This is a genomic window from Novosphingobium sp. SG720, from assembly GCF_012275365.1.
In the GTDB taxonomy this organism is placed as follows: domain Bacteria; phylum Pseudomonadota; class Alphaproteobacteria; order Sphingomonadales; family Sphingomonadaceae; genus Novosphingobium; species Novosphingobium rhizosphaerae.
The window spans coordinates 96,071-119,233 of the sequence record NZ_JAAZQN010000002.1 but is presented as its reverse complement, the minus strand read 5'-3'; the positions used below and the strand labels follow the sequence as shown (position 1 = coordinate 119,233).

General features: G+C 66.6%; 24 protein-coding genes and 1 pseudogene. 6 read left to right on the top strand and 19 right to left on the bottom strand.

Annotation, left to right across the window (positions count from 1 at the left end; translation table 11 throughout):
- Positions 1 to 14 precede the first annotated feature (14 nt).
- Genes FHW94_RS09915 through FHW94_RS09905 form a run of 3 tightly spaced genes read left to right on the top strand, consistent with a single transcriptional unit; the run spans position 15 to position 1,798 of the window.
- A complete protein-coding gene (locus tag FHW94_RS09915) occupies positions 15 to 536 on the top strand; it encodes a hypothetical protein (RefSeq protein WP_168555680.1) in 522 nt (173 codons plus the stop codon).
- On the top strand, positions 508 to 1,449 hold the full coding sequence (locus FHW94_RS09910; RefSeq protein ID WP_168555679.1) for a LysR family transcriptional regulator: 942 nt from the start codon (positions 508 to 510) through the stop codon (positions 1,447 to 1,449). Before FHW94_RS09915 ends, FHW94_RS09910 begins: the two co-directional genes overlap by 29 nt.
- A gap of 31 nt (positions 1,450 to 1,480) precedes the next feature.
- Positions 1,481 to 1,798, top strand: a complete 318-nt coding sequence (locus FHW94_RS09905) for a hypothetical protein (protein WP_168555678.1) — start codon at positions 1,481 to 1,483, stop codon at positions 1,796 to 1,798.
- Between the two features lie 15 nt (positions 1,799 to 1,813).
- Here FHW94_RS09905 and FHW94_RS09900 read toward each other — a convergent pair whose 3' ends face one another.
- Genes FHW94_RS09900 through trbB form a run of 11 tightly spaced genes read right to left on the bottom strand, consistent with a single transcriptional unit; the run spans position 1,814 to position 11,316 of the window.
- Positions 1,814 to 2,035, bottom strand: a complete 222-nt coding sequence (locus tag FHW94_RS09900) for a DUF2274 domain-containing protein (protein ID WP_168555677.1) — start codon at positions 2,033 to 2,035, stop codon at positions 1,814 to 1,816.
- Positions 2,032 to 3,252: a TrbI/VirB10 family protein gene (locus FHW94_RS09895; protein ID WP_168555676.1), complete on the bottom strand. Its 1,221-nt coding sequence runs from the start codon at positions 3,250 to 3,252 to the stop codon at positions 2,032 to 2,034. Before FHW94_RS09895 ends, FHW94_RS09900 begins: the two co-directional genes overlap by 4 nt.
- Positions 3,249 to 4,277 (bottom strand): P-type conjugative transfer protein TrbG, encoded by a 1,029-nt coding sequence (gene trbG, locus FHW94_RS09890; protein ID WP_168555675.1) that lies wholly within the window; start codon positions 4,275 to 4,277, stop codon positions 3,249 to 3,251. The genes FHW94_RS09895 and trbG overlap by 4 nt, the downstream gene beginning before the upstream one ends.
- Complete coding sequence (gene trbF / locus FHW94_RS09885) at positions 4,274 to 4,957, bottom strand: conjugal transfer protein TrbF (RefSeq protein ID WP_168555674.1); 684 nt, start codon at positions 4,955 to 4,957, stop codon at positions 4,274 to 4,276. Before trbF ends, trbG begins: the two co-directional genes overlap by 4 nt.
- Before the next feature lie 3 nt (positions 4,958 to 4,960).
- On the bottom strand, positions 4,961 to 6,268 hold the full coding sequence (gene trbL, locus FHW94_RS09880) for a P-type conjugative transfer protein TrbL (RefSeq protein WP_168555673.1): 1,308 nt from the start codon (positions 6,266 to 6,268) through the stop codon (positions 4,961 to 4,963).
- Positions 6,265 to 6,540, bottom strand: a complete 276-nt coding sequence (gene trbK-alt / locus FHW94_RS09875) for a putative entry exclusion protein TrbK-alt (protein WP_349237486.1) — start codon at positions 6,538 to 6,540, stop codon at positions 6,265 to 6,267. Before trbK-alt ends, trbL begins: the two co-directional genes overlap by 4 nt.
- Before the next feature lie 40 nt (positions 6,541 to 6,580).
- A complete protein-coding gene (gene trbJ, locus FHW94_RS09870; RefSeq protein WP_168555671.1) occupies positions 6,581 to 7,300 on the bottom strand; it encodes a P-type conjugative transfer protein TrbJ in 720 nt (239 codons plus the stop codon).
- Positions 7,297 to 9,732 carry a conjugal transfer protein TrbE gene (gene trbE / locus FHW94_RS09865; RefSeq protein ID WP_168555670.1) on the bottom strand — a complete coding sequence of 812 codons (2,436 nt, stop codon included), beginning with the start codon at positions 9,730 to 9,732 and terminating at the stop codon, positions 7,297 to 7,299. Before trbE ends, trbJ begins: the two co-directional genes overlap by 4 nt.
- The gene (locus FHW94_RS09860) at positions 9,729 to 10,001 is read right to left on the bottom strand and encodes a VirB3 family type IV secretion system protein (RefSeq protein WP_168555669.1); all 273 of its coding nucleotides are present in this window, start codon (positions 9,999 to 10,001) and stop codon (positions 9,729 to 9,731) included. Before FHW94_RS09860 ends, trbE begins: the two co-directional genes overlap by 4 nt.
- Positions 10,001 to 10,297 (bottom strand): TrbC/VirB2 family protein, encoded by a 297-nt coding sequence (locus FHW94_RS09855; protein ID WP_246866089.1) that lies wholly within the window; start codon positions 10,295 to 10,297, stop codon positions 10,001 to 10,003. Before FHW94_RS09855 ends, FHW94_RS09860 begins: the two co-directional genes overlap by 1 nt.
- 32 nt (positions 10,298 to 10,329) lie before the next feature.
- Positions 10,330 to 11,316 carry a P-type conjugative transfer ATPase TrbB gene (gene trbB / locus FHW94_RS09850; RefSeq protein WP_168555667.1) on the bottom strand — a complete coding sequence of 329 codons (987 nt, stop codon included), beginning with the start codon at positions 11,314 to 11,316 and terminating at the stop codon, positions 10,330 to 10,332.
- Positions 11,317 to 11,500: 184 nt separating this feature from the next.
- On the opposite strand from trbB, the gene FHW94_RS09845 reads away from it, so the two are divergent.
- Positions 11,501 to 12,691: a DUF3644 domain-containing protein gene (locus FHW94_RS09845; protein WP_246866054.1), complete on the top strand. Its 1,191-nt coding sequence runs from the start codon at positions 11,501 to 11,503 to the stop codon at positions 12,689 to 12,691.
- Positions 12,692 to 12,699: 8 nt separating this feature from the next.
- Here the strand turns inward: FHW94_RS09845 and FHW94_RS09840 are convergent, their stop codons facing one another.
- The 8 genes and pseudogenes from FHW94_RS09840 to FHW94_RS09805 form a co-directional block, all read right to left on the bottom strand.
- A complete protein-coding gene (locus FHW94_RS09840; RefSeq protein WP_168555666.1) occupies positions 12,700 to 13,119 on the bottom strand; it encodes a CopG family transcriptional regulator in 420 nt (139 codons plus the stop codon).
- A 10-nt stretch (positions 13,120 to 13,129) separates the two neighbouring features.
- A complete protein-coding gene (locus FHW94_RS09835; RefSeq protein ID WP_168555665.1) occupies positions 13,130 to 15,103 on the bottom strand; it encodes a conjugal transfer protein TraG in 1,974 nt (657 codons plus the stop codon).
- Positions 15,104 to 15,120: 17 nt separating this feature from the next.
- Positions 15,121 to 16,878, bottom strand: coding sequence for a DUF3363 domain-containing protein (locus FHW94_RS09830; RefSeq protein WP_168555664.1), 1,758 nt, complete (start codon positions 16,876 to 16,878; stop codon positions 15,121 to 15,123).
- A 238-nt stretch (positions 16,879 to 17,116) separates the two neighbouring features.
- Complete coding sequence (locus tag FHW94_RS09825) at positions 17,117 to 18,028, bottom strand: lytic transglycosylase domain-containing protein (RefSeq protein WP_168555663.1); 912 nt, start codon at positions 18,026 to 18,028, stop codon at positions 17,117 to 17,119.
- A gap of 4 nt (positions 18,029 to 18,032) precedes the next feature.
- Complete coding sequence (locus FHW94_RS09820; protein WP_168555662.1) at positions 18,033 to 18,368, bottom strand: DUF736 domain-containing protein; 336 nt, start codon at positions 18,366 to 18,368, stop codon at positions 18,033 to 18,035.
- 114 nt (positions 18,369 to 18,482) lie between these two features.
- The gene (locus FHW94_RS09815) at positions 18,483 to 18,818 is read right to left on the bottom strand and encodes a DUF736 family protein (RefSeq protein ID WP_168555661.1); all 336 of its coding nucleotides are present in this window, start codon (positions 18,816 to 18,818) and stop codon (positions 18,483 to 18,485) included.
- Entirely contained in the window at positions 18,815 to 19,225 is a 411-nt protein-coding gene (locus FHW94_RS09810) for a S26 family signal peptidase (protein ID WP_168556071.1), read from the bottom strand. The genes FHW94_RS09815 and FHW94_RS09810 overlap by 4 nt, the downstream gene beginning before the upstream one ends.
- A 22-nt stretch (positions 19,226 to 19,247) precedes the next feature.
- Positions 19,248 to 20,705 (bottom strand): annotated as a pseudogene (locus FHW94_RS09805) (ParB/RepB/Spo0J family partition protein); the annotation flags it as partial.
- A gap of 835 nt (positions 20,706 to 21,540) precedes the next feature.
- Here FHW94_RS09805 and FHW94_RS09800 point away from each other — a divergent pair.
- Both FHW94_RS09800 and FHW94_RS09795 read left to right on the top strand, forming a co-directional pair.
- The gene (locus FHW94_RS09800; RefSeq protein WP_168555660.1) at positions 21,541 to 22,149 is read left to right on the top strand and encodes a type IV toxin-antitoxin system AbiEi family antitoxin domain-containing protein; all 609 of its coding nucleotides are present in this window, start codon (positions 21,541 to 21,543) and stop codon (positions 22,147 to 22,149) included.
- Complete coding sequence (locus FHW94_RS09795) at positions 22,146 to 23,060, top strand: nucleotidyl transferase AbiEii/AbiGii toxin family protein (protein ID WP_168555659.1); 915 nt, start codon at positions 22,146 to 22,148, stop codon at positions 23,058 to 23,060. The genes FHW94_RS09800 and FHW94_RS09795 overlap by 4 nt, the downstream gene beginning before the upstream one ends.
- The last annotated feature ends 103 nt before the right edge of the window (positions 23,061 to 23,163 follow it).

Sequence of the window (23,163 nt, the reverse complement as noted above, 5' to 3'; positions counted from 1 at the left end):
ATTGAGGTGCTCACGTGCCGCGACAGAACCAGCTTATCGAGGATGTCTATGCGCGCGAGGTGATCATGGCGCGCGTCGGGCATCTCATCCGAAGGAAGCAACAGGAAATCGAACGGATCACGCGCATCTTGCGTGCGACCGCCTCGTTTGAGGGCGTGGCGGCTCCGGTCTCAGGCACGATTCAGAAGATCGTGCTCATTGGGCCCTATGCCCGACGCAATTGGTACGAGGACAAGGCTTCGCTCTATTTTTCGGACTACGAATTCTGGGTTGTCGTCAATCATACCCTCTATGCAGACGACACCTGTTGGTGTTCCGCGAAAACGATCATCGCTCGTGAATTGGGAAACCGCTGCGCGGTCTCGCTGTCGGTGTTTTCCAAGGCGGACATCAAATCTGCCAAAGCCAGCAAAGACCATTTCATTCTGGACCGGCTCGAAGCGGGCATCGTGCTGTTCAAGGCCGCGCGCGACGCACCGCTCCCGCAACATGATAAGCAGCGGGCGCGTGATCGTGAGCGGGATGATGTCGTTTGACATCCGCCAGCTACGGTACGCGATCGCTGCCGCGGATCATGGCAGCTTCTATCGAGCGGCCCGTGCGCTCGATGTCGAGCAATCGACGCTGAGTCGGGCTGTCCTGAAGCTCGAGCATTCGATCGGAATGTCGATCTTCGAGCGCTCGCGTGCCGGCGTCACGATGACGCTGGCCGGAAACGCCTTCATTCGCGGGGCGAAACCAATGGTAGCGACGGCAGACAAGCTTGTGGCGATGATGCGGGCGGCCGGTCAAGGCCGCGCGGGTGGCATCGTGCTGGGGCACAACGGTTCGGTCTCTGCCGGCAATCTACGGGCAACGATAATGAGCTGGCGGGACACGTACCCCGACGTCGGCTTTGATTGCGTCGAAGCGGACCGCAGCGCCCTACTTGCGGGCCTCGATACTGGGGAGATCGACATTGCGATCCTCATGGGCGTTGCCGGCCATAACGGGTTCCGCTTCGAGGCAATATGGAGCGAGAGGATGCTAGTTGCGCTGCCCGCCTCGCATCCGCTTGCGGAACGCGATGTGCTTCACTGGACAGATCTTCGCGACGAACAGTTCCTGTTGCCGATCACTGATCCTGGCCCGGAGATACGGGACATGCTGCTGGGCCGACTGGCCATGTCTGGTGCGAAACCGGACATCCGAATGCCGCAGGCGAGCAGGGAGACCGTGTTAAGCATTCTCGGCGGAAGCGCGGGCGTCAGCATCGTTTGCGAGGGCTCTACCGGAGCGCGCTATCCCGACGTCGTTTATAGGCCGATACACGGCGAGCAGGGACCGGCACTGACCGGCTACTCCGCGTGCTGGCGTGACGGCAACGGCAATCCCGCGCTTCACCGTTTTCTCGGATTCATCAAAGATCGATACGCGCTGGCTTTTGATGTTCTTCCAAGATTTCAATAGATTGAGCAGATTATTATTGGAGTTTGGCGCTATGTCACAAGGCAAGGCAGTCAACATCGCGCTGGTTACTTTGGGCATTGGCTTCGCAGGCGGTTTCGTCTTGCGCCCGGTGATCGCACCCGTCGAGCTAGCGGTCGCCGTGGCAAGCCCGACCCCCGCCGCATTAGCGCCGATGGGAGAGAGCGAGGCGCGCGGCAAGCCTTATTTCGCGGCCCATCTCGACGAAGCGCGGGACGTGATGAAGCGATGCGCAAACGGTTCTGCGCACGGCGACGAATGCTTCAATGCCGACATGGCGATCACCGAGGCGGACGGCAGGGCGCGGCACAAGCGGTTCTTCGGCAACTGACCGGCATGCCTCTCGTCAGTTGGCCTGCGCGCGATGCCGGCGGAAGGCTCGATCAGTGGCCATGAACCGGCTGAGCATCGGCGCGATGAGCTTCTCGGGCGGAACCGGCGCGGCGCCGGTTTCCGTCGCCAGCGCGGCCGCATAGGATTTGAGATCCTCCAACAGCGGTGCTGGCAGTTCCACGCTCAGCTTGACCGGCTTGTCGTCGGCCAGCGGCCCCAGCTTCAATTTGGTCATCGCGGCGCTCCGACAGGTTCGAGGATGAGATCGCGGGTCAGGACAATCCTGAGCGGATGACCCGGCCGGATGGTGAGCGTCGGCTGCACATTGAGCTGCCGCCGCACGATCTGCTGGCCGGTCTGGTTGATGGTGTCCTGCGAGCCGCGCCGTAGCGCACGGGTCAGGTCGTCCTCGCTGTCGGCGCCGAGTTCCGCGCCGACGCCGAGCAGCGTCGAGACAGCGGCGGCTTTGAGCAGGTTGCCCCAATGCTCGTTCACGCGATCCTGCAAGCCGGCATAACCCGCGCCATCCGCGCCGGGCTGGCGCTCGAGAACGATCGAGCGGCCGTCCGGCATGATGAGGCGGTCCCAGGCGAGAAGGACGCGGGTCTGGCCTGCGGCTACCTCGCTGTCATATTCGCCGAGCAGCCGCGCGCCCTGCCGGATAAGCAGGATACGGCCGGTGATGCTGTCATAGACGTTCTGCGTCACTTGCGCGGTGATCTGGCCGGGCAGGTCCGAACGGATGCCGGTGATGAGCGCTGCGGGGATGATGCTGCCTGCCTGAACGATGTAGGGTGATGCTGGCGCGGTCAGCCGCTCGGCGCTGACCGTGTGCTGGCTCGACGCCTGCGCTATGAAGGCGCGCTTGGCGGCCTGGTCGCCTTGGGCGGCTTGACTCGGCTGCGTCGTGAAGGGTTGCGATGAGGCGGGCTGGTCGGCCGCCGCAAGGCTCGGCATAGCGCCGGCAGCAGCATTGCCGCCGCCGAGGAACACCGTGCTTGTGCGGGCGGCGTCCCGCTCCTGGGCGACGCGCTGGCGCGCGGCCTCGGCGGCCTGCGCGCGTGGATCGGGCTGCGCCCCGACCGGGGGGACTGGCACATCCTGTCCCCTTTGCTGGGCTGAGACGATCGGGCGGCCGAGATCGCCGGGCAGCGGCGGCCCGAGCTTGGGCGTCTGCCCATAGTCCTTCGGCCCGGAGGTGATCGTCTCGGAGGCCGCGCGGCTGTCGGTGTTGTAAAGTTCCTTCGCCTCGCGTGGGCCGGTGGGCTTGAGCGCATAGATCAGCGAACCGCCGATGCCGAGCCCGGCGGCGACGCCGACGACGGCGAGCGCCTTGCGCGACAGGCGCTTGACGCGCGGCGGATCGCTCCTGAGCTGGAAGGCTTGGGGGTTGGGCTGTGACGGCTGCGGTGCAGGCGCTTCGGTTGCAGGCGTGTCGGCAGGGTCGCTCATGGCCGCCGCTCCCCGCGCGTGTCCGCGCCATCACGGACGATGCGCACGCGCTGCGCGCTGCGTTTGTCGCCAAGCCGCAATTCGGCGGCGGCGAACAGGCGATCGACCAGCATGTAGCGGCCCTGCACGCGGTAATTGACCAGTTCGGCGTCGCCGGCAGCGCCCGTTACGAACAGTGGCGGCATCTCGCCCCGCGAGATCCCGGCCGGAAACTCAATATAGACCTGCCGGCCATCGTCGAAGGCGCGCAGCGGTCTCCACGGCGCCCGATCGCCGTCGATGCGGTAGCGGAAGTTGAGCGCTGCGAGGTCCACGCCCGTTGCAATCGGAGCGGCGGCCGCAGCCGCCGCGTTGCGGTTCTGCAAGGCGATCAGCGCGTCTTGCGGATAGGTCCACGAGACCGAAGCCATGTAGGTCGCGGGCGTAGCGCGCAGTTCGAGGTGATAGGTGCGCCGGTCGGTATTGATGATGAGGTTGGTGGAAATGTCGGGCCGCGTGGGCTTCGCGAGGATATGCACGCGCGCCGTCGCGCCCGCGCCGCTCACCGTATCGCCGATGATCCAGCGCACGGTGTCACCGGCCGCGACCGGCCCCGGCCCTACGAGTTGCTCGCCTTCCTGAAGCGCGATGTCCGTTACCTGGCCGGGCGCGGTATAGACCTGATAGAGCGCGCCGTCCGTCCACGGATATTGCTGGATCGCATTAAGGAAGCCGTCGCGAGCGGGCTGCACGCGGGCGGCGGCATTAGCCGCGCCGACGCGGCGGCGGGGATCGGCGGGCTCGGACGACGGCGCGGCGCTTTGCGTGACCGGCTTCAACTGGCCGGGCAGTGGCAGCGGTTCGGGGACCGTCACCACCTCGACAGCGCGAGGCGGCGGCGCTGCGGGCGTCGCGGCGATCTCGCGCGGCGGATCGTCGTAAACGATGGCGGGCGGCTTCGCCGACGTGGCGGCGCAGCCGGCCAGCGCGGAGGCGGAAACGAGCAGCGCAGCCGAAGCGGCGCGGCGAAGCGGACTTGCGGTCATTGCGACAGCTCCTTCGACCAGTTGAGGGCATTGACGAAGACACCGAGCGGATTCTTGCGCAGCGCGTCGGGCGTGCGCGGCGGTTGCACGACGATAGTGAGGATCGCCGACCAGCGTTCGGTGGCGGCAAGGCTACCGTCCTGATAGCGGCGCTCGGTCCAGGCGACGCGGAAGCTGTCGGGCGAAGCGCGGATGACGCTGGAGACGTCCACCGCGACCTGTACCTTGCCGACCTGCGTGAACGGGTCGTTGGCGCGCGCATAGTCGTTGAGGGCGAGCGCACCCTTGTCCGTGGTGAAGTCGTAGGCTCTGAGCCAGTTCTGGCGGACGATCACCGGATCGGCCGGGATCACGCGGACCTGCTCGATGAAGCGGGCGAGATGGAACGCGATCTGCGGATCGGTCGGACGGTAGCCGGCCTCGGCCGGCGCGACGGCCTGGGCCTCGCCGAGCCGATCGACTTCAACCACCCACGGCACGATATGGCCGCGCGCCGATTGCCAGACGAGACCGGCCGAGAGCCCGCCGGACAGGGCGAGCGCGCCGAAGAAGGCGAGGCGCCAGTTCTTCGCCTGCACGCGCGCCGAGCCGATACGATCGTCCCAGACTTGGGCGGCGCGCTGGTAAGGCGTGGTCGGCTCGGGCGTCTGTCCGTAGCGGATGGTCGGGCGTCTGAACATGGATCAATCCTTCTGGTTGAGATCGACCGACGCGCCGCTGCCCCCGCCATCGCCCGAGCGCAGCGTGTGGGCGGCGACGGTCGCGCCGTGGGTCATGGTCTGGCGCCGCTTCATCGCGGCGGCCCATGCGGGCGCGCCCGCGGATGCATCCGGCGTCGGCGTGGAGCTACCGCCCGAGATCGTGCCGCCGGACGCGGTGACGGCGGCGCGGCTGCCAGAGCGATAACTGTCTTTGAGCGAGGCGGCGGCCTTCCTCAGCGGCGAAAGGGCGGCGCCAAGCGCGGCCCTGCCGACGCCTGCCGCACCGCCGGCCGCGGCGGCTGCACCGGTCGTGCCGGCCGAGCCGAGCGCATAGGCGCTATTGGCGGCACCCGAGGTGAAGGCTGCGCCGCGCGCCGCGCCGCCGATCGCACCGGCGACCGCGCCTGCACCGAGGCGAGCGGCCGCGGCCCCGCCGGCCAGTGCGCCGCCAGCGGCGAGCACGGTTCCGGCAGCGGCGCCAGCGCCGAGCGCGGGACCGCCAGAGACGATGCCATTGGCGATCGACGGCCCAAAGATTGAGAGGCCGAGCAGAGACAGCGCGCCGAGCGCGATCGCCAGCACCTCCCGCGCATCGGGATCGGGGCCGATCGTCGAGGTGAACGTGCTGAACAGCGTGGTGCCGATGCCGGTGATAACCGCGAGCACCAGCACCTTGATGCCGGACGACACGATATGACCCAGCACCTTCTCGGCCATGAACGCGGTGCGGTTCCAGAAGGCGAACGGTAGGAGGACGAAGCCGGCAAGCGTCACCAGCTTGAACTCGATCAAGGTGATGAAGACCTGGATCGCGATGACGAAAAAGGCGAGGACGACGATCAGATAGGCGAGCAACAGCACGACGATGATCGCGAGGTTCGCGAACACCGCCCAAAGGCTGCTGAACGCCTCGGCTGCGTCGATCAGCGGCTGGGCCGCATCGAGCCCCTTGGCGGCGATCGTGCCGGGCTTCATGAACTCCGCAAGGCTCAAGGAATCTCCGCTCGCCTTGAGACCCAGTCCCGCGAAGCTCTCGAACAGGATCGTCGCCAGTGTGTGGAAATTGCCGATGATGAAGGCGAACGCGCCGATATAGAGTGTCTTCTTGACGAGGCGCTGGATCACATCTTCGTCCGCGCCCCAGGCCCAGAACAGACCGGCGATGGTCACGTCGATCGCGATCAGCGTGGTCGACAGGAAACCGATCTCGCCGCCGAGCAGGCCGAAGCCCCTGTCGATGTAGGTGGTGAAGGTGTCGAGGAAGGTGTCGACGATGCCGGTGTCGCTCACGGGGCGGTCTCCTGGGTAGTGTCCGCGCGCCTCGCGATCTCCGGTTCGGGCGCGGCGGCGTCCTTCGCAAAGAAGCGGCGACGGTTCTCAGCCCAAGCCGCTTCGCAGCCGGAGTCCGGCATGGTGAGCGTCGCGCAGCGGTCTAGTTCGCGAGCGAGCTTGCCTTCGCTGTTGCGGGCCGACACGGAGGAACGTGGCGATGGCGCAGGCGCGTCGGGCCGGGTGATGGCGACGATCGCCACCGTCATCATCAGCCCGGCCAGCGCCGCCACGCTCGCGATCCTTCCAGTGCGCCACATGCGAGGGCTCCTGTCAGTCGCGACCGAAGAAGCGGCGGAACCGCTCACGGCCTTCGGCCTCCTCGGCGGCCTGCCGGGCGGATTCGAGCGCCTGCGCCCGGCCTTGCGCCGCGACGACAGCGGTGAGATCGGCGAGCTGCTGCGATTGCAGTGCGAGGAGCTGGTTGCCCGCCTGCGCGGCCTGAAGCGCGCCCGTCGCCGACTGACTGGATGAAACGAGGCCGTCCATCGTCGTGCGCGCGCCGTCGATGTTGCCGACGACCCCGGCCTGCACCTTCAGCGCATCCTCGAAGGCACCGACGCTATCCTCCCAACGGGCATTTGCGTTGGCGACCATCTGCGCGTTGGTGCCGGTGAGCGCCGTGCCCTTGTAGCGGCCGTTGAACGCCTGCTGGACGTTCTGCACGTCGTAGGCGATCCGCTGCGCCTCGCCGAGAAGCTGCTGGGTCCGCTGAACCTGCTGCTGCAATTGCTGGAGCGAGCTGAACGGCAGCGAGGCGAGGTTGCGCGCCTCGTTGATGAGGCTCGCCGCCTGGTTCTGGATTTGCTGGATCTGATTGTTGATCTGCTGGAGCGACCGGGCGGCCGTCAGCACGTTCTGCGCATAGTTGGTCGGGTCATAGACGATCCCGCCGAACTGCGCGTAAGCCGGGGTTGCGGCGGTAATGCCGAGGACGCTCGACGTGGCGATGACGCCGGCCACGATGGCGCGGCACAGAATTCGGGTCTTCATAGCGGTAACTCCTGCTGGCTGGGGGGAAGAAGTTCGATCGCCCAGGCGCAGCCGCGATGGCGCAGCCATTCGACGGCGAACGCGGATGCCCCGTGGGTCTCGACGATCTCGGCGATGCGGAGCTGGTCGACCTTGGCCGAGGCGGCAGCGAAGGCCAGCGCGACCTCGCCCAGCCCCAGCTCGAACAGCCGGTTGCCCCGCCGCGACTGGCAGTAATAGTCCCGCTTCGGGGTGGCGCGGCTCAGTATCTCGATCTGCCGCGCATTGAGCCCGAAGCGTTCGTAGATGGCCGCGATCTGCGGTTCGGCCGCGCGCTCGTTGGGAAGGAAGATGCGCGTCGGACAGCTCTCGATGATGGCTGGCGCGATGCTCGACGTTTCGATGTCGGCGAGGCTCTGCGTGGCGAATACGACGCTGGCGTTCTTCTTCCTGAGCGTTTTCAACCACTCGCGGAGCTGCGCCGCGAAATCCGGGCTGTCGAGCACCAGCCAGCCCTCGTCGATGATGATGAGCGTGGGCGAGCCGTCGAGCCGGTCCCCGATGCGGTGGAACAGGTAGGACAGCACGGCGGCGGCCGATCCGGCGCCGACCAGGCCCTCGGTCTCGAAGGCTTGGCAACGGGCTTCACCGATGCGCTCGGCCTCGGCATCAAGCAGCCGGCCCCATGTTCCGCCGATGCAATAGGGCGCGAGCGCCTGCTTGAGTTGCTGACTCTGCAACAGCACGGCAAGGCCGGTCAGCGTCCGCTCGGGCGTGGGCGCGCTGGCGAGCGACCCCAACGCCGACCACAGATGCTCCTTGGCCTGGGGATCGACCGCGACGCCTTCTGAGGCGAGGATCGCCGCCAGCCATTCCGACGCCCAGGCGCGCTCGGCCGGATCGTCGATCCGCGCGAGCGGCTGGAGCTGCACGCCGTCGCCGGCCTCGTCGCCAAGCATCCCGCCGAGATCCTGCCAGTCGCCGCCCATGCCGATCGCGGCGGCGCGGATCGAGCCGCCGAAGTCGAAGGCGAAGACCTGGGCGTTCTCGTAGCGGCGGAACTGCATCGCCATGAGCGCGAGCAACACCGACTTGCCGGCGCCGGTCGGACCGACGATCAGCGTGTGGCCGACGTCGCCTACATGAAGGGAAAACCGGAACGGGGTCGAGCCTTCGGTTCTTGCGTAGAGCAAGGGGGCTGCACCGAAATGCTCGTCCCGTTCCGGCCCCGCCCATACCGCTGACAGGGGGATCAGGTGGGCGAGATTGATGGTGGAGATCGGGGGCTGGCGGACATTGGCGTAGGTATGGCCGGGCAGGCTTCCCAGCCATGCCTCGATCGCGTTCATGCCTTCGGGGACCACGGTGAAGTCGCGGCCTTGGATGACCTTCTCGACCAGCCGCAGCTTTTCGGCGGCGATGGCGGGATTGCGGTCCCATACCGTCACCGAGGCGGTGACATAGGCCATGCCGGTATAGTCGGCGCCCAGCTCTTGCAGGGCGGTGTCGGCGTCGGCGGCCTTGTTCGAGGCGTCGCTGTCGAGCAGCGTCGACGCCTCGTTGGTCATCACCTCCTTCAGGATCGCGGCGACCGATTTGCGCTTGGCGAACCACTGGCGGCGGATGCGGGTCAGCAGTTTGGTCGCGTCGGTCTTGTCGAGCATGATCGCGCGGGTGGACCAGCGATACTCGAAGGCGAGCCGGTTCAACTCGTCGAGCAGGCCGGGAAAGGTGAGGCTGGGAAATCCGACGATGGTGAGCGTGCGCAGATGATGCTCGCCCAGCTTCGGCTCCAGTCCGCCCGTCAGCGCCTCGTCCGCCAACAGGGCGTCCAGGTGCATCGGGGTTTCGGGCACGCGCACGCGCTGGCGGCGGATGGAGATGGTGCTGTGCAGGTAGGTCAGCGTCTCGGCATCATCGAGCCAGCGAACCTCCGGTACGAAGCCTTCGACCAGGTTCAGCACGCGGTCGCTGCGATCGGTGAAGCCCTTGAGCAATCCCCACGGATCGACGCCGTTGGTGGACCGGCCCTCGTAGAGCCAGCCTTCGGCGCGCGCGGCTTCCTCGGCCGGCGGCATCCACAACAGCGTCAGATAATAGGCGCTCTCGAAGTGCGCCCCTTCTTCGCGAAACTGTTCGCGACGCTCCATATCGACCAGTGCCGAGACGGGATCGGGAAATTGACCGTCAGGATAGTCGAGCGCAGGGGTGCGTTGCGCTTCGACGAAGATCGCCCAGCCCGAGCCGAGCCGACGCAGCGAATTGTTGAGCCGCGCCGTCACCGCGACCAGCTCGGCTGGCGTCGCGGAGTCAAGGTCCGGTCCCCGAAACCGTGCGGTGCGCTGAAACGAGCCGTCCTTGTTGAGAACGACGCCTTCGCCGACCAGTGCGGCCCAGGGCAGGAAATCGGCGAGGTGCGCCGCCTTCGTGCGATATTCACGCAAGCTCATCATGGCTGCATCCATGTCGGGTAGCGGAGGTGGCGACGGGCGACGTCCACGAACTGCGGGTCGCGGCGCGCTGCCCAGACCGAGAGCGCATGGCCGATCGCCCAGATGACCAGGCCGGCGATCCAGAGGCGCAGGCCGAGACCGATCGCGCCCGCCAGCGTGCCGTTGACGATGGCGAGCGCCCGCGGAGCGCCGCCGAGCAGAATCGGCTCGGTCAGCGCCCGGTGGACGGGGGCATGGAAGCCAGCGATCGGTTCGGCCCCGTCCAACATCAGACCAGCGCTCCGCCGCCGAACGAGAAGAACGACAGGAAGAAGCTCGACGCAGCGAAGGCGATCGACAGGCCGAACACGATCTGGATGAGTCGGCGGAAACCGCCCGAGGTATCGCCGAATGCGAGCGTAAGGCCCGTCACGATGATGATGATGACCGCGACGATCTTCGCCACCGGCCCCTCGATGCTTTCGAGGATGGATTGCAGTGGCGCTTCCCACGGCATCGACGATCCGCCCGCGTAGGCTGGGGCGGCGAACATCAGCGCGCCGACGCTGGCGGAGGCGGTGAGCATGGCGCGGCGTGCGCCATGCCGGAGGGCATGGATCATTTGAAGTCTCCCGGTTGGGTGGTGGAAAGTGTGATGAGGCGGTAATCGCCGCTCGTAGGGTCGAGACCCTCGACGCGGGCCAACTCGGCGAGGCGACGGCCGTGCCCATCGCGGACCAGCACGGCGATCAGGTCGATGGTCTCGGCCAACAGCGCGCGAGGGACCGTGACGACGGCCTCCTGGATAAGCTGCTCCATTCGCCGCAGCGCGCCGAGCGCGGACCCGGCGTGGATGGTGCCGATGCCGCCGGGGTGGCCGGTGCCCCAGGCTTTGAGCAGGTCGAGCGCCTCGGCGCCGCGCACCTCGCCGATCGGGATGCGATCGGGACGCAGGCGCAGCGAGGAGCGGACCAGATCGGACAGAGAGGCGACGCCATCCTTGGTTCGCATGGCAACAAGATTCGGCGCGGCGCATTGCAGCTCGCGCGTGTCTTCGATCAGGACGATGCGATCGGCGGTCTTGGCGACCTCAGCCAGCAGCGCGTTGACCAGTGTGGTCTTGCCGCTACCGGTGCCGCCCGCGACGAGGATGTTGGCGCGGGTCTCGACGCCGTGCCGTAGCGCCGCTGCCTCGGCGACGGCCATGATGCCGGCCGCCGCATAGTCGTCGAGCGTGAACACCGCGACGGCGGGCTTGCGGATCGCGAAGGCCGGCGCGGCAACGACGGGGGGCAGCAGCCCCTCGAACCGCTCGCCGCCCTCGGGCAGCTCGGCCGAGACGCGCGGGGCGCGCGCATGAACCTCGACCCCGACATGGTGTGCGACCAGGCGCACGATGCGCTCGCCGTCGGCGGCGCTCAGCAGCTCGCCGGTGTCGCTGATGCCCTCGCCCAGGCGATCGACCCAGAGCCGGCCGTCCGGGTTCAGCATCACCTCGATGACGGCGGCATCGTCCAGCCACGCCGCAATCGACGATCCGAGCGCGGTGCGCAGCATCCGCGCGCCGCGTGATTTGGCCTCGGATTGGATCGGCTGGACGGTCAAGGCGTGGCCCCTGCAAAGGACCGGGCGAACCGCCGCCCGGCGTCAGGAGCACATCAAGAGAGACAGGAAATCACACGATGCAATAGTTGCGTCGCGGCGTAGTATAGGGGGCGGTAGATACTGATCGGGGGCGGATTCCGAAAACTCGAAACAACGTCTGAACGGTGATCAGCGGGGGGATATGATGGCAAGAAAGCCGGAAGGACGACTCACCAAGGCGGAAACCGTAGTGGTAAAAGCGCTCCTCGCCAAAGGTTGGCGCAACCAAGACATTCAGGCTTTGGTCAATGTCGGTCGGGCGGCGACGATCAACAGCGCCCGCGTAACCGAGGTCAAACAGAACGCTCGGATTGCGGCCGCCTCCGACGAGGCCGTGGCCTTTTACATTACCAAGAAGAAGGCGTTCGACCCGAGAACGGGTCTCAACCTGTTCGACGATGAGCGATTGATCCGATCACGCGAGGCGATGGCCGTCGCGGTGCAGATTTTCAACAGTCCGACGCTGAGCTTCAAGACGGAGATTTTCGCGATCCTCGTCAACGTCGCGTGGACCTATCTTCTGCACGAACACTATATCCGCAAAAAGGTGAAGATCGTCGGGGACGACGGGCGGACGCTCCTTCTAAGCCAGATGCTCCGGCGCCAGGATTGCCCGCTCTCGGCGGGGATGAAACGGAATCTGGACGCGATCAAGCTCATCCGCGATGACGTCGAGCATAATCTGCTCGGCAAAAGCGACGCCAAATGGCTTCCGATGTTTCAGGCGTGCTGCCTGAATTACGATAAGGTCATCCGCGAGTTGTTCGGCGAAGGCTTGTCGCTCCAGAACGAACTCGCGGTCGCCCTTCAATTCGCCCGCCTCAACATGGACCAAATCTCGGAATTGCAGAAATACGAAATCCCCGAACGCATCGAAGCGCTCGATGCCCGCTTGCACGAAGGTCTGTCCGACGAGGATCTGGCCGATCTCGAATACCAATTCCGGGTGGTTTACACGCTGGACAGCGCCGCGAAAAGCAAGGCGCATATGCAATTCATCCACCCCGGATCAAACGAAGCGGAGGAAATCCGCAATATCCTGGTGAAGTATAAGACCGCCGACGACCTATATCCGCACAAGCCCGCGCGCGTGATCGCTCTCGTCGCGGAACGATCAGGCAAGCGGTTCACGAGTCACAACCACACCCAAGCCTGGAGAAAATACGCAGCGCGTCCGCGCAAGGGCGATCAGCAGCCGCACAATACCAACAAGGACCACTGCATCTATCACGCCGCACATGGCGACTATACCTATTCGGAGAAGTGGATCGATTTTCTCGTGGCCGAGATCGCCACAGCAGAAGGCTATGCTGCGATCTGCGCCACGCGCATTTGAGGCGCCGATCATTTTTGCTCGTCGGGGATGTCGATGTCCTGCCCGATCTCATCGAGCAGGCTCTTGCCGCTGGCATAGCGCCGGCCGAGCGTCTCGATGAAGCCTTCGTAGCGCTTGCGCCCCTTCACCTGCGCGGCCGCCTGGTCCTCGTCCAGCAGCGGCGGCGTCACCGAGAGCCAGAAGCGGACGAACAGTGCCAGCGCCTCGGTCGAAAGACCTGTGTTGCGTTCGAGCCGCTGCACCTGACGCGACAGCCGGTCGAGGCGGCGCGCGAACGCCGCCTCCATCCGGTCGGCGCCGTCCGGCGACAGGTAGGACGTGACCGCCACCTCCACGATCGCCGATCGCGAGATGCGCCGCCGGATCGCCAACTCGTCGATTTGCTTGGCGAGCGCGGGCGGGAAATAGACATTGAGCCGGACGCGCATGGTCGCCGCCTTACAGCTCGATGCCGTCGCCGGGGTCGAGCGACGCCTGCCGCGCGATCCCCTGCATCCGGCGCCGCACCGCCGCTTGCCGGGCCGCGTCATCTTGCTCGTCGTCGACGATCGAAAACTCCTGCGCCGGCGGCGCCGACGTCTCGGGCGCGATGGCGACGTGCTCGGGCAACTCGGGCTCGCGGCGCAGGCCGCCATTGGCGGCGTCCTCGGCCTCACGGACGATCCGCGCGACATCATTGGGATCGGCCGCCGCCTGACGCCCGGTCCAGTCGTCGGGACGGATCGTAGCGGCGGCGGATGAAGGCGGCTGCCCAATCCGCTCCGCAAGCCTCCGGTCCTGGAAGTAGCGCGCCTTCTTCGCGCGGATCGGATGGACGCCCGCCACCATCACAATCTCGTCGTCGGGCGGGAGCTGCATCACCTCGCCGGGGGTGAGAAGCTGACGCGCCGTCTCGGAGCGCGACACCATCAAATGTCCCAGCCACGGCGACAGGCGATGGCCGGCATAGTTCTTCATCGCCCGCATCTCGGTCGCGGTGCCGAGCGCATCGGACACGCGCTTGGCGGTGCGCTCGTCGTTGGTGGCGAAGCTGACCCGGACATGGCAGTTGTCGAGGATCGCGTTGTTCGGACCGTACGCCTTCTCGATCTGGTTCAACGACTGCGCGATCAGGAACGCCTTGAGCCCATAGCCCGCCATGAACGCCAGCGCGGATTCGAAGAAGTCGAGCCGGCCGAGCGCGGGGAACTCGTCGAGCATCAGGAGCACGCGGTGGCGATTGCCCTTCGGGGTCAGTTCCTCGGTCAGCCGGCGCCCGATCTGGTTGAGGATGAGACGGATCAGCGGCTTGGTGCGCGAGATGTCGCTGGGCGGCACGACCAGATAGAGCGTCGCCGGCCGATCGCCCTCGACGAGATCCGATATGCGCCACTGGCACGCCCGCGTGACCTGCGCGACCACGGGATCGCGATAGAGGCCGAGGAACGACATGGCGGTGGAAAGAACGCCGGATCGTTCGTTGTCGGATTTGTTCAGCAGCTCGCGTGCGGCCGAGGCGACGACGGGATGCACGCCGGCCTCGCCCAGGTGCGGGGTCTCCATCATCGCGGCCAGGGTCTGTTCGATCGTGCGCGACGGATCGGAGAGGAACGAGGCCACCCCGGCCAAGGTCTTGTCCGGTTCGGCATAGAGGACGTGCAGGATCGCGCCGACGAGCAGCGAGTGCGAGGTTTTCTCCCAGTGGTTCCGACGCTCCAGCGAGCCTTCGGGATCGACCAAAACGTCGGCGACGTTCTGCACGTCGCGCACTTCCCACCGGCCGCGCCGAACCTCCAGCAGCGGATTGTAGGCGGCCGACGCTGCATTGGTCGGATCGAACAGCAGCACGCGGCCATGCCGCGCTCGGAAGCCGGCGGTGAGCTGCCAATTCTCCCCCTTGATGTCGTGGACGATCGCCGAGGCCGGCCAGGTCAGCAGCGACGGTACGACAAGGCCGACACCCTTGCCGCTGCGGGTCGGGGCGAAGCACAGCACATGCTCAGGTCCATTATGGCGCAGATAGTCGCGCGCGTGCTTGCCGAGCACCACGCCGTTCGGTCCCAGCAGCCCGGCCGCGCGCACCTCCCGCTCGCTCGCCCAGCGAGCCGAGCCATAGGTCTCGGCGTTCTTCAATTCGCGCGCGCGCCAGACCGACATGCCGATGGCGACCGCGATCGACACGAACCCGCCGGAGGCCGCGATATAGGCTCCAGTCAGGAAGATGCGCGGTGCATAAGCGTCGAAGCTGAACCACCACCAGAAGAAGGCCGGCGGCGGATAGACGCGCCAGCCAAAGACGATGAACCACGGCGGGCCAAGCTCGGGCTGATAGGCGAGCGCAGCGGCCGTCCATTGCGTCGCGCCCCACACGCCGGCCATCACGATCAGGAACACCGTGATGACCTGGCCCCATAATATCTTGGTCGCGGACATTGCGTTTCTCCTTTCCGTCAGAGTCCGAGGCCGCGTTTGCGGCCGATCTCCCAGTCGATGCCGCCGCCGGCGCGCACGACGCCGGAGACCTGACGGCCGAGTTGCTGTTCGAGGGTGCTGGCCCAGGGCACGAGCCGGAAGCCAAGGCCGTCGTCGATCATGGTGAAGCGGCCGGACGCGAGGGCGAGCCGCTGGCGCACGACGCCCGCGATCTTTTCGCCGGATGCTGTCGGGCGGTAGGGAAGCCCGGTCTCGCCGGCGATCTTCGCGCCGATGGAATCCAGTTCGCGCCTGCGCAGTGTGTCGAGCAGGCCGCGCTCGAATACCGTGCGCTCGCCATAGCGGCGCGCCAGCCCTTCCTTGACGAGATGATCGGTGCGCGCGTCCATCGCGCGGCGCACCTCGACGCCGAACCCGCCGTCCGCGACGCCAGCGCCACGCTCGATCAGACGATGGTCGAGCCAAGTCGCGCCCGGCGCCTTCACCTGTGCGGCAAGGTCGAGGTCGGAGCGCGTGACGAGCACCAGCGTCGGCTTGGCCTCGCCGGCCCGTCCAACGCCGCGCAGTTCGACGATGCCGCCGAGCTTGGGGCTATGCTCCAGCGCCTCGATGCCGGGCAGCCGGACATGGTGGGTCCGCCCGTCCGTGCCGTCGATCACGGCATAGGCGGCGCCGGTCAGCTCGTCGTGCAAGCCCTTGTCGATCAGTCGGCCCATGATCGGCTTCTCGGGCGCGCCGTTCAAGACGGCATAGCTGTCGAGCGGCCGGTCATGCCCACGCTCGCGGAGCGCCGCGCCGATCGTACGGATGATGTCGCCCCGCGCGCCCAGCTCGCGCAGCCTAGCTTGCGCGTCTTCCGCGACCGCCCAATGGCCCGGTTCACCCTCGGCGGCGAGGCCCATTGTCTCCAAATACTGAAGACGTCCGACCATCAGTCGGCGGAGCTGCGGATCGTCCGGGCCGGGTCGCTCGGCGCGCAGGTCGATCACCCCCATCTCGTCGGCGGCGCGGCCGATCTCGCCATCGAGCCGCGTCCAGCGCTCGGCCGTCACTTCGCGGTCGAGCGCGCGCTGCACTTCATGCTCGGGCTTCGGCCCCAGCTCGGCGTAGGCCAGTTCTTCGGCGCGCGAACGCAGGCCGTGCCCGATATAGTCGCGAGCGATGACGAGATCCCCGCCCTGGTCGTTGACGCCGCGCACCAGCAGATGGACGTGCGGGTTGTCGGTGTTCCAGTGATCGACCGCGATCCATTCCAGCCGCGTGCCGAGATCGGCTTCCATCTGGCGCACGAGTTCGCGGGTATAGTCGCGCAGGTCCGACAAATCGGTCGCGTCCTCGGGCGAGACGATGATGCGGAAATGGTGGCGATCATCCTTGCAGCGTTCGGCGAAGCCGCGATCGTCGGCGCGGTCCCCATCGGCGTCGAACATGCGCGTCGGTGATTTGTCGCGGGTCACGCCGTCGCGCTTGAGGTAGGCGATGTGCGCCGACAGCGGCGCCATGCGCCGCCCGCCACGGCTACGGGTGGTGATGGGCAGCATCTTGACCATCACCCGGCGCTGCGATCCGAATAGCCGGCTGCGCGCGAAGGATGTGCGGCCCCGGCCGAAACTGGACTGGCCGCCACGGCGCGGGCCGCCTGCGGTGCGCCGCCCGCTGCTGTGGATCGCCGCAACGCGCAGCACCTCGGCTACCAGCCCGCGCGCATTGCGGCCCTGCGCCTTGCCGCGCTTGGCCTTGCCCGGCCGGCCGCGGAACTCGTTTTCCTCGCTCATGGCTGCGCCGCTTTCGGCCGAACACGGCCGGTAGTGCCGTTCGAGGCGCTGTTTTTGCTCGCCTTTTTCTTCCGTGCGGCACGCGCGCCGACCGACGCCCCCATGTGAAGCCACGCAAAAGTCTCGGCTTTTCGACGAAACGGGGTGCGACTTATATCTTGCCCTCGCACTTTTCGGCGTTTTCCTGCCCTTTCAGTCTCTTCCCTGACTGCAACCGGCCATCTGCAATGCGAGGCGATCATTGCGGTCGGCCCGCGCGAGCGCGGGACACGAACAGCGTGTCGGCGGGCTCATTCGAAGACGGATCGGCCGGCCTGCTCTCGCCCGGTGCGGGACGTTCGGACGGCGCTTCGGATGCGGTTTCGCCTCCGTCGCCCTGCACGCCGGCCGCTTCGGGAGCGACAGTCCCAGTGCGCACGAACAGCGCGGCGCGGCGCCAGACGAACGGATCGGGCGGCGGCGCGGAGGCAAGCTGAATGTCGTCACCGCCGCCGGTGATCGACGCGAGACGGGCGAGATAGGCGCGCGTCTCGGCGGGCAGCGGGCGGCCGCGCGACACGAAGTCGTCATAGCGGCCCGGTCCCGCGTTATAGGCCGCCAGCATCGCGGTCGCGTTGCCGTAGCGGTCGTGCATCGCGCGCAGATAGGCCGCGCCCGCCATGATGTTGGCGCGCACGTCGAACGGATCGGCGCCGAGGCCATGCCGAGCGCGAAGACTGGCCCAGGTCGCGGGCATGATCTGCATCAGACCCATCGCACCGGCTGACGAGACGGCGCGCGCGTCTCCGTTGCTCTCGACGCGCATCACCGCCCAAATCCACGCTTGGGGGATGCCGAACCGACGCGCAGCCTCGGCGACATGACCGGCGTAAGGACGGACGGGAGCCGATCGCGCGGCCGGCCCATCCTGCGCCATCGCCGGGACAGACGCCGCGCCGCCCGACAGCAGGACAAGGGCAAGCGCCACCGCCGATCCGACTCCGCTCCACCGCCAGCCTGCCAGCGTGCTCGCTGCGCTCAAGGGTGCGCGCGGCGCGCCGGCCTTCGGCCGCCCTTGACCTTCGCTGCGCGCGTCGGCCGGCCTTTGACCGAGCGGGACGAATGGATGAGACGGCTTTCCCGCGAACAAAGGGATGATGGACAATCGCACGATCTCAGTCCTGCTCGCGCGACTTCGGCTGGCGGTTCCAGCGCAGCGACCAGGCCGATTTGTCGCCGGTGTTCTGGAACAGCGCCGCGCGGATCGGCTGCGCGAAGGCGGGATCGTCGATGCGCAGCGAGACGTAGCCGCCGGCGCGCTCGCCGGTCTCGTTCCAGCCCGCGCCGATCTCCGGGCCTTCGCCGCCGTCGCCGCGATGGACGCGCCAGTCCGGCGCCTTGTCGGCGTCGCTGGCCTCGGCGGGCACGATGGAAATGCGGATGTCGAGCGTCGCCGTCTCGATGATGCCTTCGTAGCCATTGGCGGTGCGGATGAAGCTGCCGATCTGCATGGTAGTCTCCTGTGGGTTGGCAGTTGGGAGGGTGCGTGAGCGCCCGGTGCGTGGGGGATCAGGCGTGGCGGCGATCAGGATCGCGGAGCCGGCACCCTGCGTGCGGACGGGCGCTCATTCGATTTTCCAGCGGGCCGAAGGCTCGGACCAGAACAGGTCATGGCGGCCGCCGCCGAGCAGCGAGGGATAGAGCGTCGCGCGGATCGGCGTGGTGAAACTGGGATCGTCGAGCACCAGCTCGATGCACGCGCCAAGCGTCCCGTTCACGCGAGGGACGCCGCATCCGATGCGCGTCCCGAAGGCGTCGGGGCCGAGCCGAACGTCATAGCCGGATATAGTGCGATCGTGGGACCGGAGCGCGTGAACGACGATCTCGGCGTCGAGGCAGAGCGTGCGGATACGCCCCTTGAAACCGTCGTCGATGGCTTCGAATGTGCCGATGTCGATCATGGCAACGTCCTTTCTGCGGTTCGATCGCGCGCCGTTCCGCGCCACCGCAGCGGCGCATCGGGCGTGTCACGGGTGAGGATCGGGATCGCGCGGCCGAGCACACTCGCGGCCGGCAGCGGACCGAAATAGCGGCCGTCCAGGCTGTCGGGATGATCGGGGTTGAGCAGCAGCAACTCGCCGGCCGCGAGCGTGCGGCAGCCCTGCCAAACGGGTAGCGGGCGGCCTATCCGGTCGCGCGTCAACGCGACTGCGACGGACTTGCCGTCGATGCTCAAGACGACGCCGACCCGGCAGACGCGCTGCCCCGGCTTGGCCGCGACATGCTTCAACAGCGGCACATGCCGCCCGAGATAACCGCGAGCGGTCATCCACCGGGCGAGCGGTTTGGACGGCGCGACCGCGACCAGCGCGCCGCGCGCCGGATCGCGATCCCGCCTCGGCGTAGCTGTAGAACAGTTGCGCGGTCAGCGTGTGGGTGAGCGCGATAAGCGCCATGTCGGGCCGCTCGCCAAGCGCCACGCGAAGCGCCAGCGTCCGGTGGGCGGACAGGTCGCGGGTGAGGCTGTCGGAAATCGGCTTGCCCGGTTCGTCGTCCTCGTCGGCATCCTGCACATCCTCGTCGCCGTCCTCCGGCTGCTCGTCGTCGCCGATCTGCGGCTCGGTCACATCGCTTTCTTCTGGCTCGGGCTGCGGATCGGCCAGCGCCTCGTCCTCGAGCCGCACGAAACCGCGCTCGACCCGAACGCTGCCGTCATGGTGCAGCACGACGAACGCGCCGCCATGCGCGATCACGTTGGCGTCGTAGGCGGACCGCTTGGCCGAAATCGCGTCGATCTCGTCGGACACGGCCTCCAGCTTCGCTGCCACGTCCTCGGGCATCTCGTCATAGGACGAATAGCCTTCGGCAAGCTCGTCATATTCTGCGGACAGCGCCTCCAGCCGCGTCTCGTCCTCATCAGACAGAGGAACCGACTGCGGATAGAAACGCCGCATCCCGTGGGCGTGGGGGTAGTCGATATGCGCCTCGGTCCATTTCCAGCCCTCGGCCTGAACCTGCTCGGCAACCTCCCGCAGCTTCTCGGCGGCGAGCATATCGAGCAAGCCCGCATCCTCGAAGAACCCGCCCCGGTCCTCGCTGAACAGGTCGCGGATGATGTTGCCGCCCGCCTCGACATAGGCGTCCGCCCCGACGAACACCGCGCGGCGATCATCGGCGGGCACGTTGCTTGCGGTCATGTCGCGCCGGATGATCCACGGCTCCCGGTTGTGATGCAGGTTCTCGAACACCTGCTCCTGCCGGGCGTGGTCCTCGGTGATGGCGAAGGCCATAAGCTGATCCAAGGTCAGCCCGTCCTCACGATAGACTTGCAACAGCTTGGGAGAGACAGCGCCCAGACGCAACCGCTGCTTCACCACGCCTGCCGACACGCCGAACCGCGCGCCGATCTCTTCCGCGCCCCAGCCCTTGGTTTCCGAAAGCTCCTGAAAGCGCTCGAACTGGTCAGCCGGGTGCATGGGCGTCCGGGTGACGTTCTCGTCCAGACTGATCTCGGACGGATCGTTAGCGGTATCCAGCCAGCAGCGCACGGCTTCCGACTTCTTGATCTGCTTGCGCTTGGCGCGCAGCAGCATCGCCAGCCTGCGGCCTTCGCCAGCGGTGACGAAGTAATAGCTGGTCGGCGTCCCGTCCTCCTTGGTTTCCGGCTCGACGACAAGGTTCTGGATTAGCCCCTTGTGCTGGATGGATGCAGCCAGCGCCTCGATAGCGGCTTCCCCGTGCGGCACCTTGCGGGCATTGCGCGGGGACTTCTTGAGCTTGGCGAGCGGCACGAAGATTTCGACGCCCGACACAGGCTCCATGGCTACGGTTTCGGTAACAGCGTTCATAACACTTCTCCTTCAAACCGCACTCACCCCGGAATGGGGTGGGCGGCGAAGGAGCGGACCGGCAGGCCCGCCGGCGGAGCCGAGCAGCATCCGTAAGGACCGGAACGCAGAGGAGGTAAGCGCGCCCCGCGCGCGTTGCGGCCCGGCGCGGCGGGCCTAAAGGGAAGCGTCGCCCACCCCATCGACGGGGAGAGCTACAATGCGATCGGGCCGGCGCAGCCCTGGCCCGATCTCCGCAGCCCGGAACAACTACAATCCTCAGGTGCGGATTGGCCACTCGGCGCGTCAGCGCCCCCACCATGCCGATCGTCACCGGCACGGACGAGACCCCTCGGGGCTCGGTCGGAGCGCAGCGGAGATAGAGCGGCGGTCCCGTAGGGAGGTGCCGCATTCCTCACTCGATTTCGTTGCCAAAGACATGTCGACTGGGCAGACACCCGCCGATCGAAGCTTGGACTGCGCAATGGCACCGTTCGTCTGTCGGGAGTGCGACGAGGAGCTGATTTTTCGAGAGCCACGCCGCGCACGCAATGACTTCTCGCGGCGCTCGGGTACCCTTCCGCAAGGCGCGCTGCCTGTTCACGGCCCGGCCCCTCGCTAATTAAGCTCTGTTACATTACACTAGGCCTTATTTAAATTTACCCCTCTGTTGCTTAATTAACGGCGCAAGCTAGCGACTTCGAAGTACCCGCCACGGTCCTCGCTGAACGGGTCGTTGATGATGCCGCCACCCGCCTCGGCATAGGCATCGGCCCCGATGGACGTCGCGCACCGACCTACGCGATACAAAACCTTGGTCATTGCATATAAATACCGAGGAATTATATCAAGCCGCATGGAACCGACGACTCATCGACAACGGGCCCTGGAGGTCGTTCGGCACCGCGGCATAGCGCGTGGACGCGATTTCGACGCGGCCGGCGTCACGCGGGCGACCCTGCAAAGGCTGCGTGATGAAGGCGTCCTCCAACAGGTCGGCCGCGGACTCTACAAGCTGGCCGATGCTGACCTCGACAGCGCGACGAGTCTGGCCGAGGCCGTGCGCATCCAGCCACGCGGCATCATCTGCCTGCTCTCGGCGCTGCAGTTCCACGAGCTGACTACGCAGACGCCTCATGCAGTGTGGATGATGCTCGGCCAAAAGGACTGGGCACCGGTCAATCCGTCCGTGGCGCTGAAAATCGTTCGCGCGAGCGGCGAAGCGCTAACAGCGGGCGTCGAGACGCACATCATCGACGGCGTTCCCGTGCCCATCACCGTACCGGCCAAGACCGTCGCCGACTGCTTCAAGCACCGCAACAAGATCGGTATCGACGTGGCGGTCGAGGCCCTGCGCGATTTCATGAAGTCCCGACCCCGGCCAGACCTCAATGCGATCTACCGTTATGCCCAGCTCGATCGGGTCCACTCGGTGATCCGGCCCTATCTCGAAGCCATGACATGAGCCGGCCGCCAAAAAACATCGCGGTCTCGGTGCGCGACCGGCTTACGGCCCGCGCCCGCGAGCGCCGAGAAAACGCACAACTGCTGATGACCCGTTACGTCATCGAACGCCTGCTGTTTCGTCTCAGCCTTTCGCCACATCGCGAGCGATTCGTGCTCAAGGGTGCGATGCTGTTCAGCCTGTGGGCGGTAGCCCCCTATCGCGCCACGGGCGACCTTGATCTGCTTGGCATGGGCGAGAACGCACCAGAGCAGCTCTCGGCGATTTTTCAGGAAATCCTCGCGATCGCGGTCGATGACGACGGCATCGTGTTCCGGCCAGAAACCCTGCGCGCGGCTGCGGCCCGTGCCGAGGATGAATATGCCGGCGTCCGTATCGACTTCGTCGCCGAACTCGCCGGCGCGCGCCTGCCAATGCACGTCGATATCGGCTATGGCGACGCGATCACGCCGGGTGCTGTCGAGATCGAATATCCGTCCCTGCTCGGCCAGCCCACCGCGCATCTTCGAGCCTATCCGCCCGAAACGGTCGTGGCCGAGAAATTCCAGGCCATGGTCGCGCTGGATATGCTGAACACGCGCCTCAAGGATTTCTACGACATCTGGGCGATCGCCGGATCGTTCGCGTTTGATGGCGCCGTGCTGTCGCGCGCGATCCAGGCGACCTTCAATCGCCGCCAAACCCCGTTGCCCGTCGAGATCCCTCCAGCGCTCACGCCGGCCTTCGCTGACGAGAAGCAGGCGCAATTGATCGCGTTCCTGCGGCGGACCGAAATCGCGTTGGCGCCAGAACCGTTCGCGGCGATCCAGGCCCAAGTCGCGACGCTGGTGATGCCGCCGGTACTGGCGCTCGGCCAAGGCGCCGCCTTTACCGGTGACTGGTCCAGCGGTGGTCCTTGGAAGGAGAGGTAACGATATGCACTTCGATAGCTCGAAATGTTCCCAATCTGTTCTATTCGAGATAGTAAGGCGGAAGCGGACGATTCAAATACGGGCCGGAGCCCGGGTGCGACAG

What these genes read in the sequence shown, in the direction of transcription:
- FHW94_RS09800 (WP_168555660.1), top strand. Translation starts at nt 21,541, where the DNA reads ATGGAACCGACGACTCATCGACAACGGGCCCTGGAGGTCGTTCGGCAC.
- FHW94_RS09905 (WP_168555678.1), top strand. Translation starts at nt 1,481, where the DNA reads ATGTCACAAGGCAAGGCAGTCAACATCGCGCTGGTTACTTTGGGCATT.
- FHW94_RS09830 (WP_168555664.1), bottom strand. Translation starts at nt 16,878, where the DNA reads ATGAGCGAGGAAAACGAGTTCCGCGGCCGGCCGGGCAAGGCCAAGCGC.
- FHW94_RS09795 (WP_168555659.1), top strand. Translation starts at nt 22,146, where the DNA reads ATGAGCCGGCCGCCAAAAAACATCGCGGTCTCGGTGCGCGACCGGCTT.
- FHW94_RS09840 (WP_168555666.1), bottom strand. Translation starts at nt 13,119, where the DNA reads ATGCGCGTCCGGCTCAATGTCTATTTCCCGCCCGCGCTCGCCAAGCAA.
- trbE (WP_168555670.1), bottom strand. Translation starts at nt 9,732, where the DNA reads ATGATGAGCTTGCGTGAATATCGCACGAAGGCGGCGCACCTCGCCGAT.
- FHW94_RS09860 (WP_168555669.1), bottom strand. Translation starts at nt 10,001, where the DNA reads ATGTTGGACGGGGCCGAACCGATCGCTGGCTTCCATGCCCCCGTCCAC.
- FHW94_RS09895 (WP_168555676.1), bottom strand. Translation starts at nt 3,252, where the DNA reads ATGAGCGACCCTGCCGACACGCCTGCAACCGAAGCGCCTGCACCGCAG.
- trbJ (WP_168555671.1), bottom strand. Translation starts at nt 7,300, where the DNA reads ATGAAGACCCGAATTCTGTGCCGCGCCATCGTGGCCGGCGTCATCGCC.
- FHW94_RS09835 (WP_168555665.1), bottom strand. Translation starts at nt 15,103, where the DNA reads ATGTCCGCGACCAAGATATTATGGGGCCAGGTCATCACGGTGTTCCTG.
- FHW94_RS09820 (WP_168555662.1), bottom strand. Translation starts at nt 18,368, where the DNA reads ATGCAGATCGGCAGCTTCATCCGCACCGCCAATGGCTACGAAGGCATC.
- FHW94_RS09855 (WP_246866089.1), bottom strand. Translation starts at nt 10,297, where the DNA reads ATGCTCACCGCCTCCGCCAGCGTCGGCGCGCTGATGTTCGCCGCCCCA.
- trbF (WP_168555674.1), bottom strand. Translation starts at nt 4,957, where the DNA reads ATGTTCAGACGCCCGACCATCCGCTACGGACAGACGCCCGAGCCGACC.
- FHW94_RS09900 (WP_168555677.1), bottom strand. Translation starts at nt 2,035, where the DNA reads ATGACCAAATTGAAGCTGGGGCCGCTGGCCGACGACAAGCCGGTCAAG.
- trbG (WP_168555675.1), bottom strand. Translation starts at nt 4,277, where the DNA reads ATGACCGCAAGTCCGCTTCGCCGCGCCGCTTCGGCTGCGCTGCTCGTT.
- FHW94_RS09845 (WP_246866054.1), top strand. Translation starts at nt 11,501, where the DNA reads ATGGCAAGAAAGCCGGAAGGACGACTCACCAAGGCGGAAACCGTAGTG.
- FHW94_RS09815 (WP_168555661.1), bottom strand. Translation starts at nt 18,818, where the DNA reads ATGATCGACATCGGCACATTCGAAGCCATCGACGACGGTTTCAAGGGG.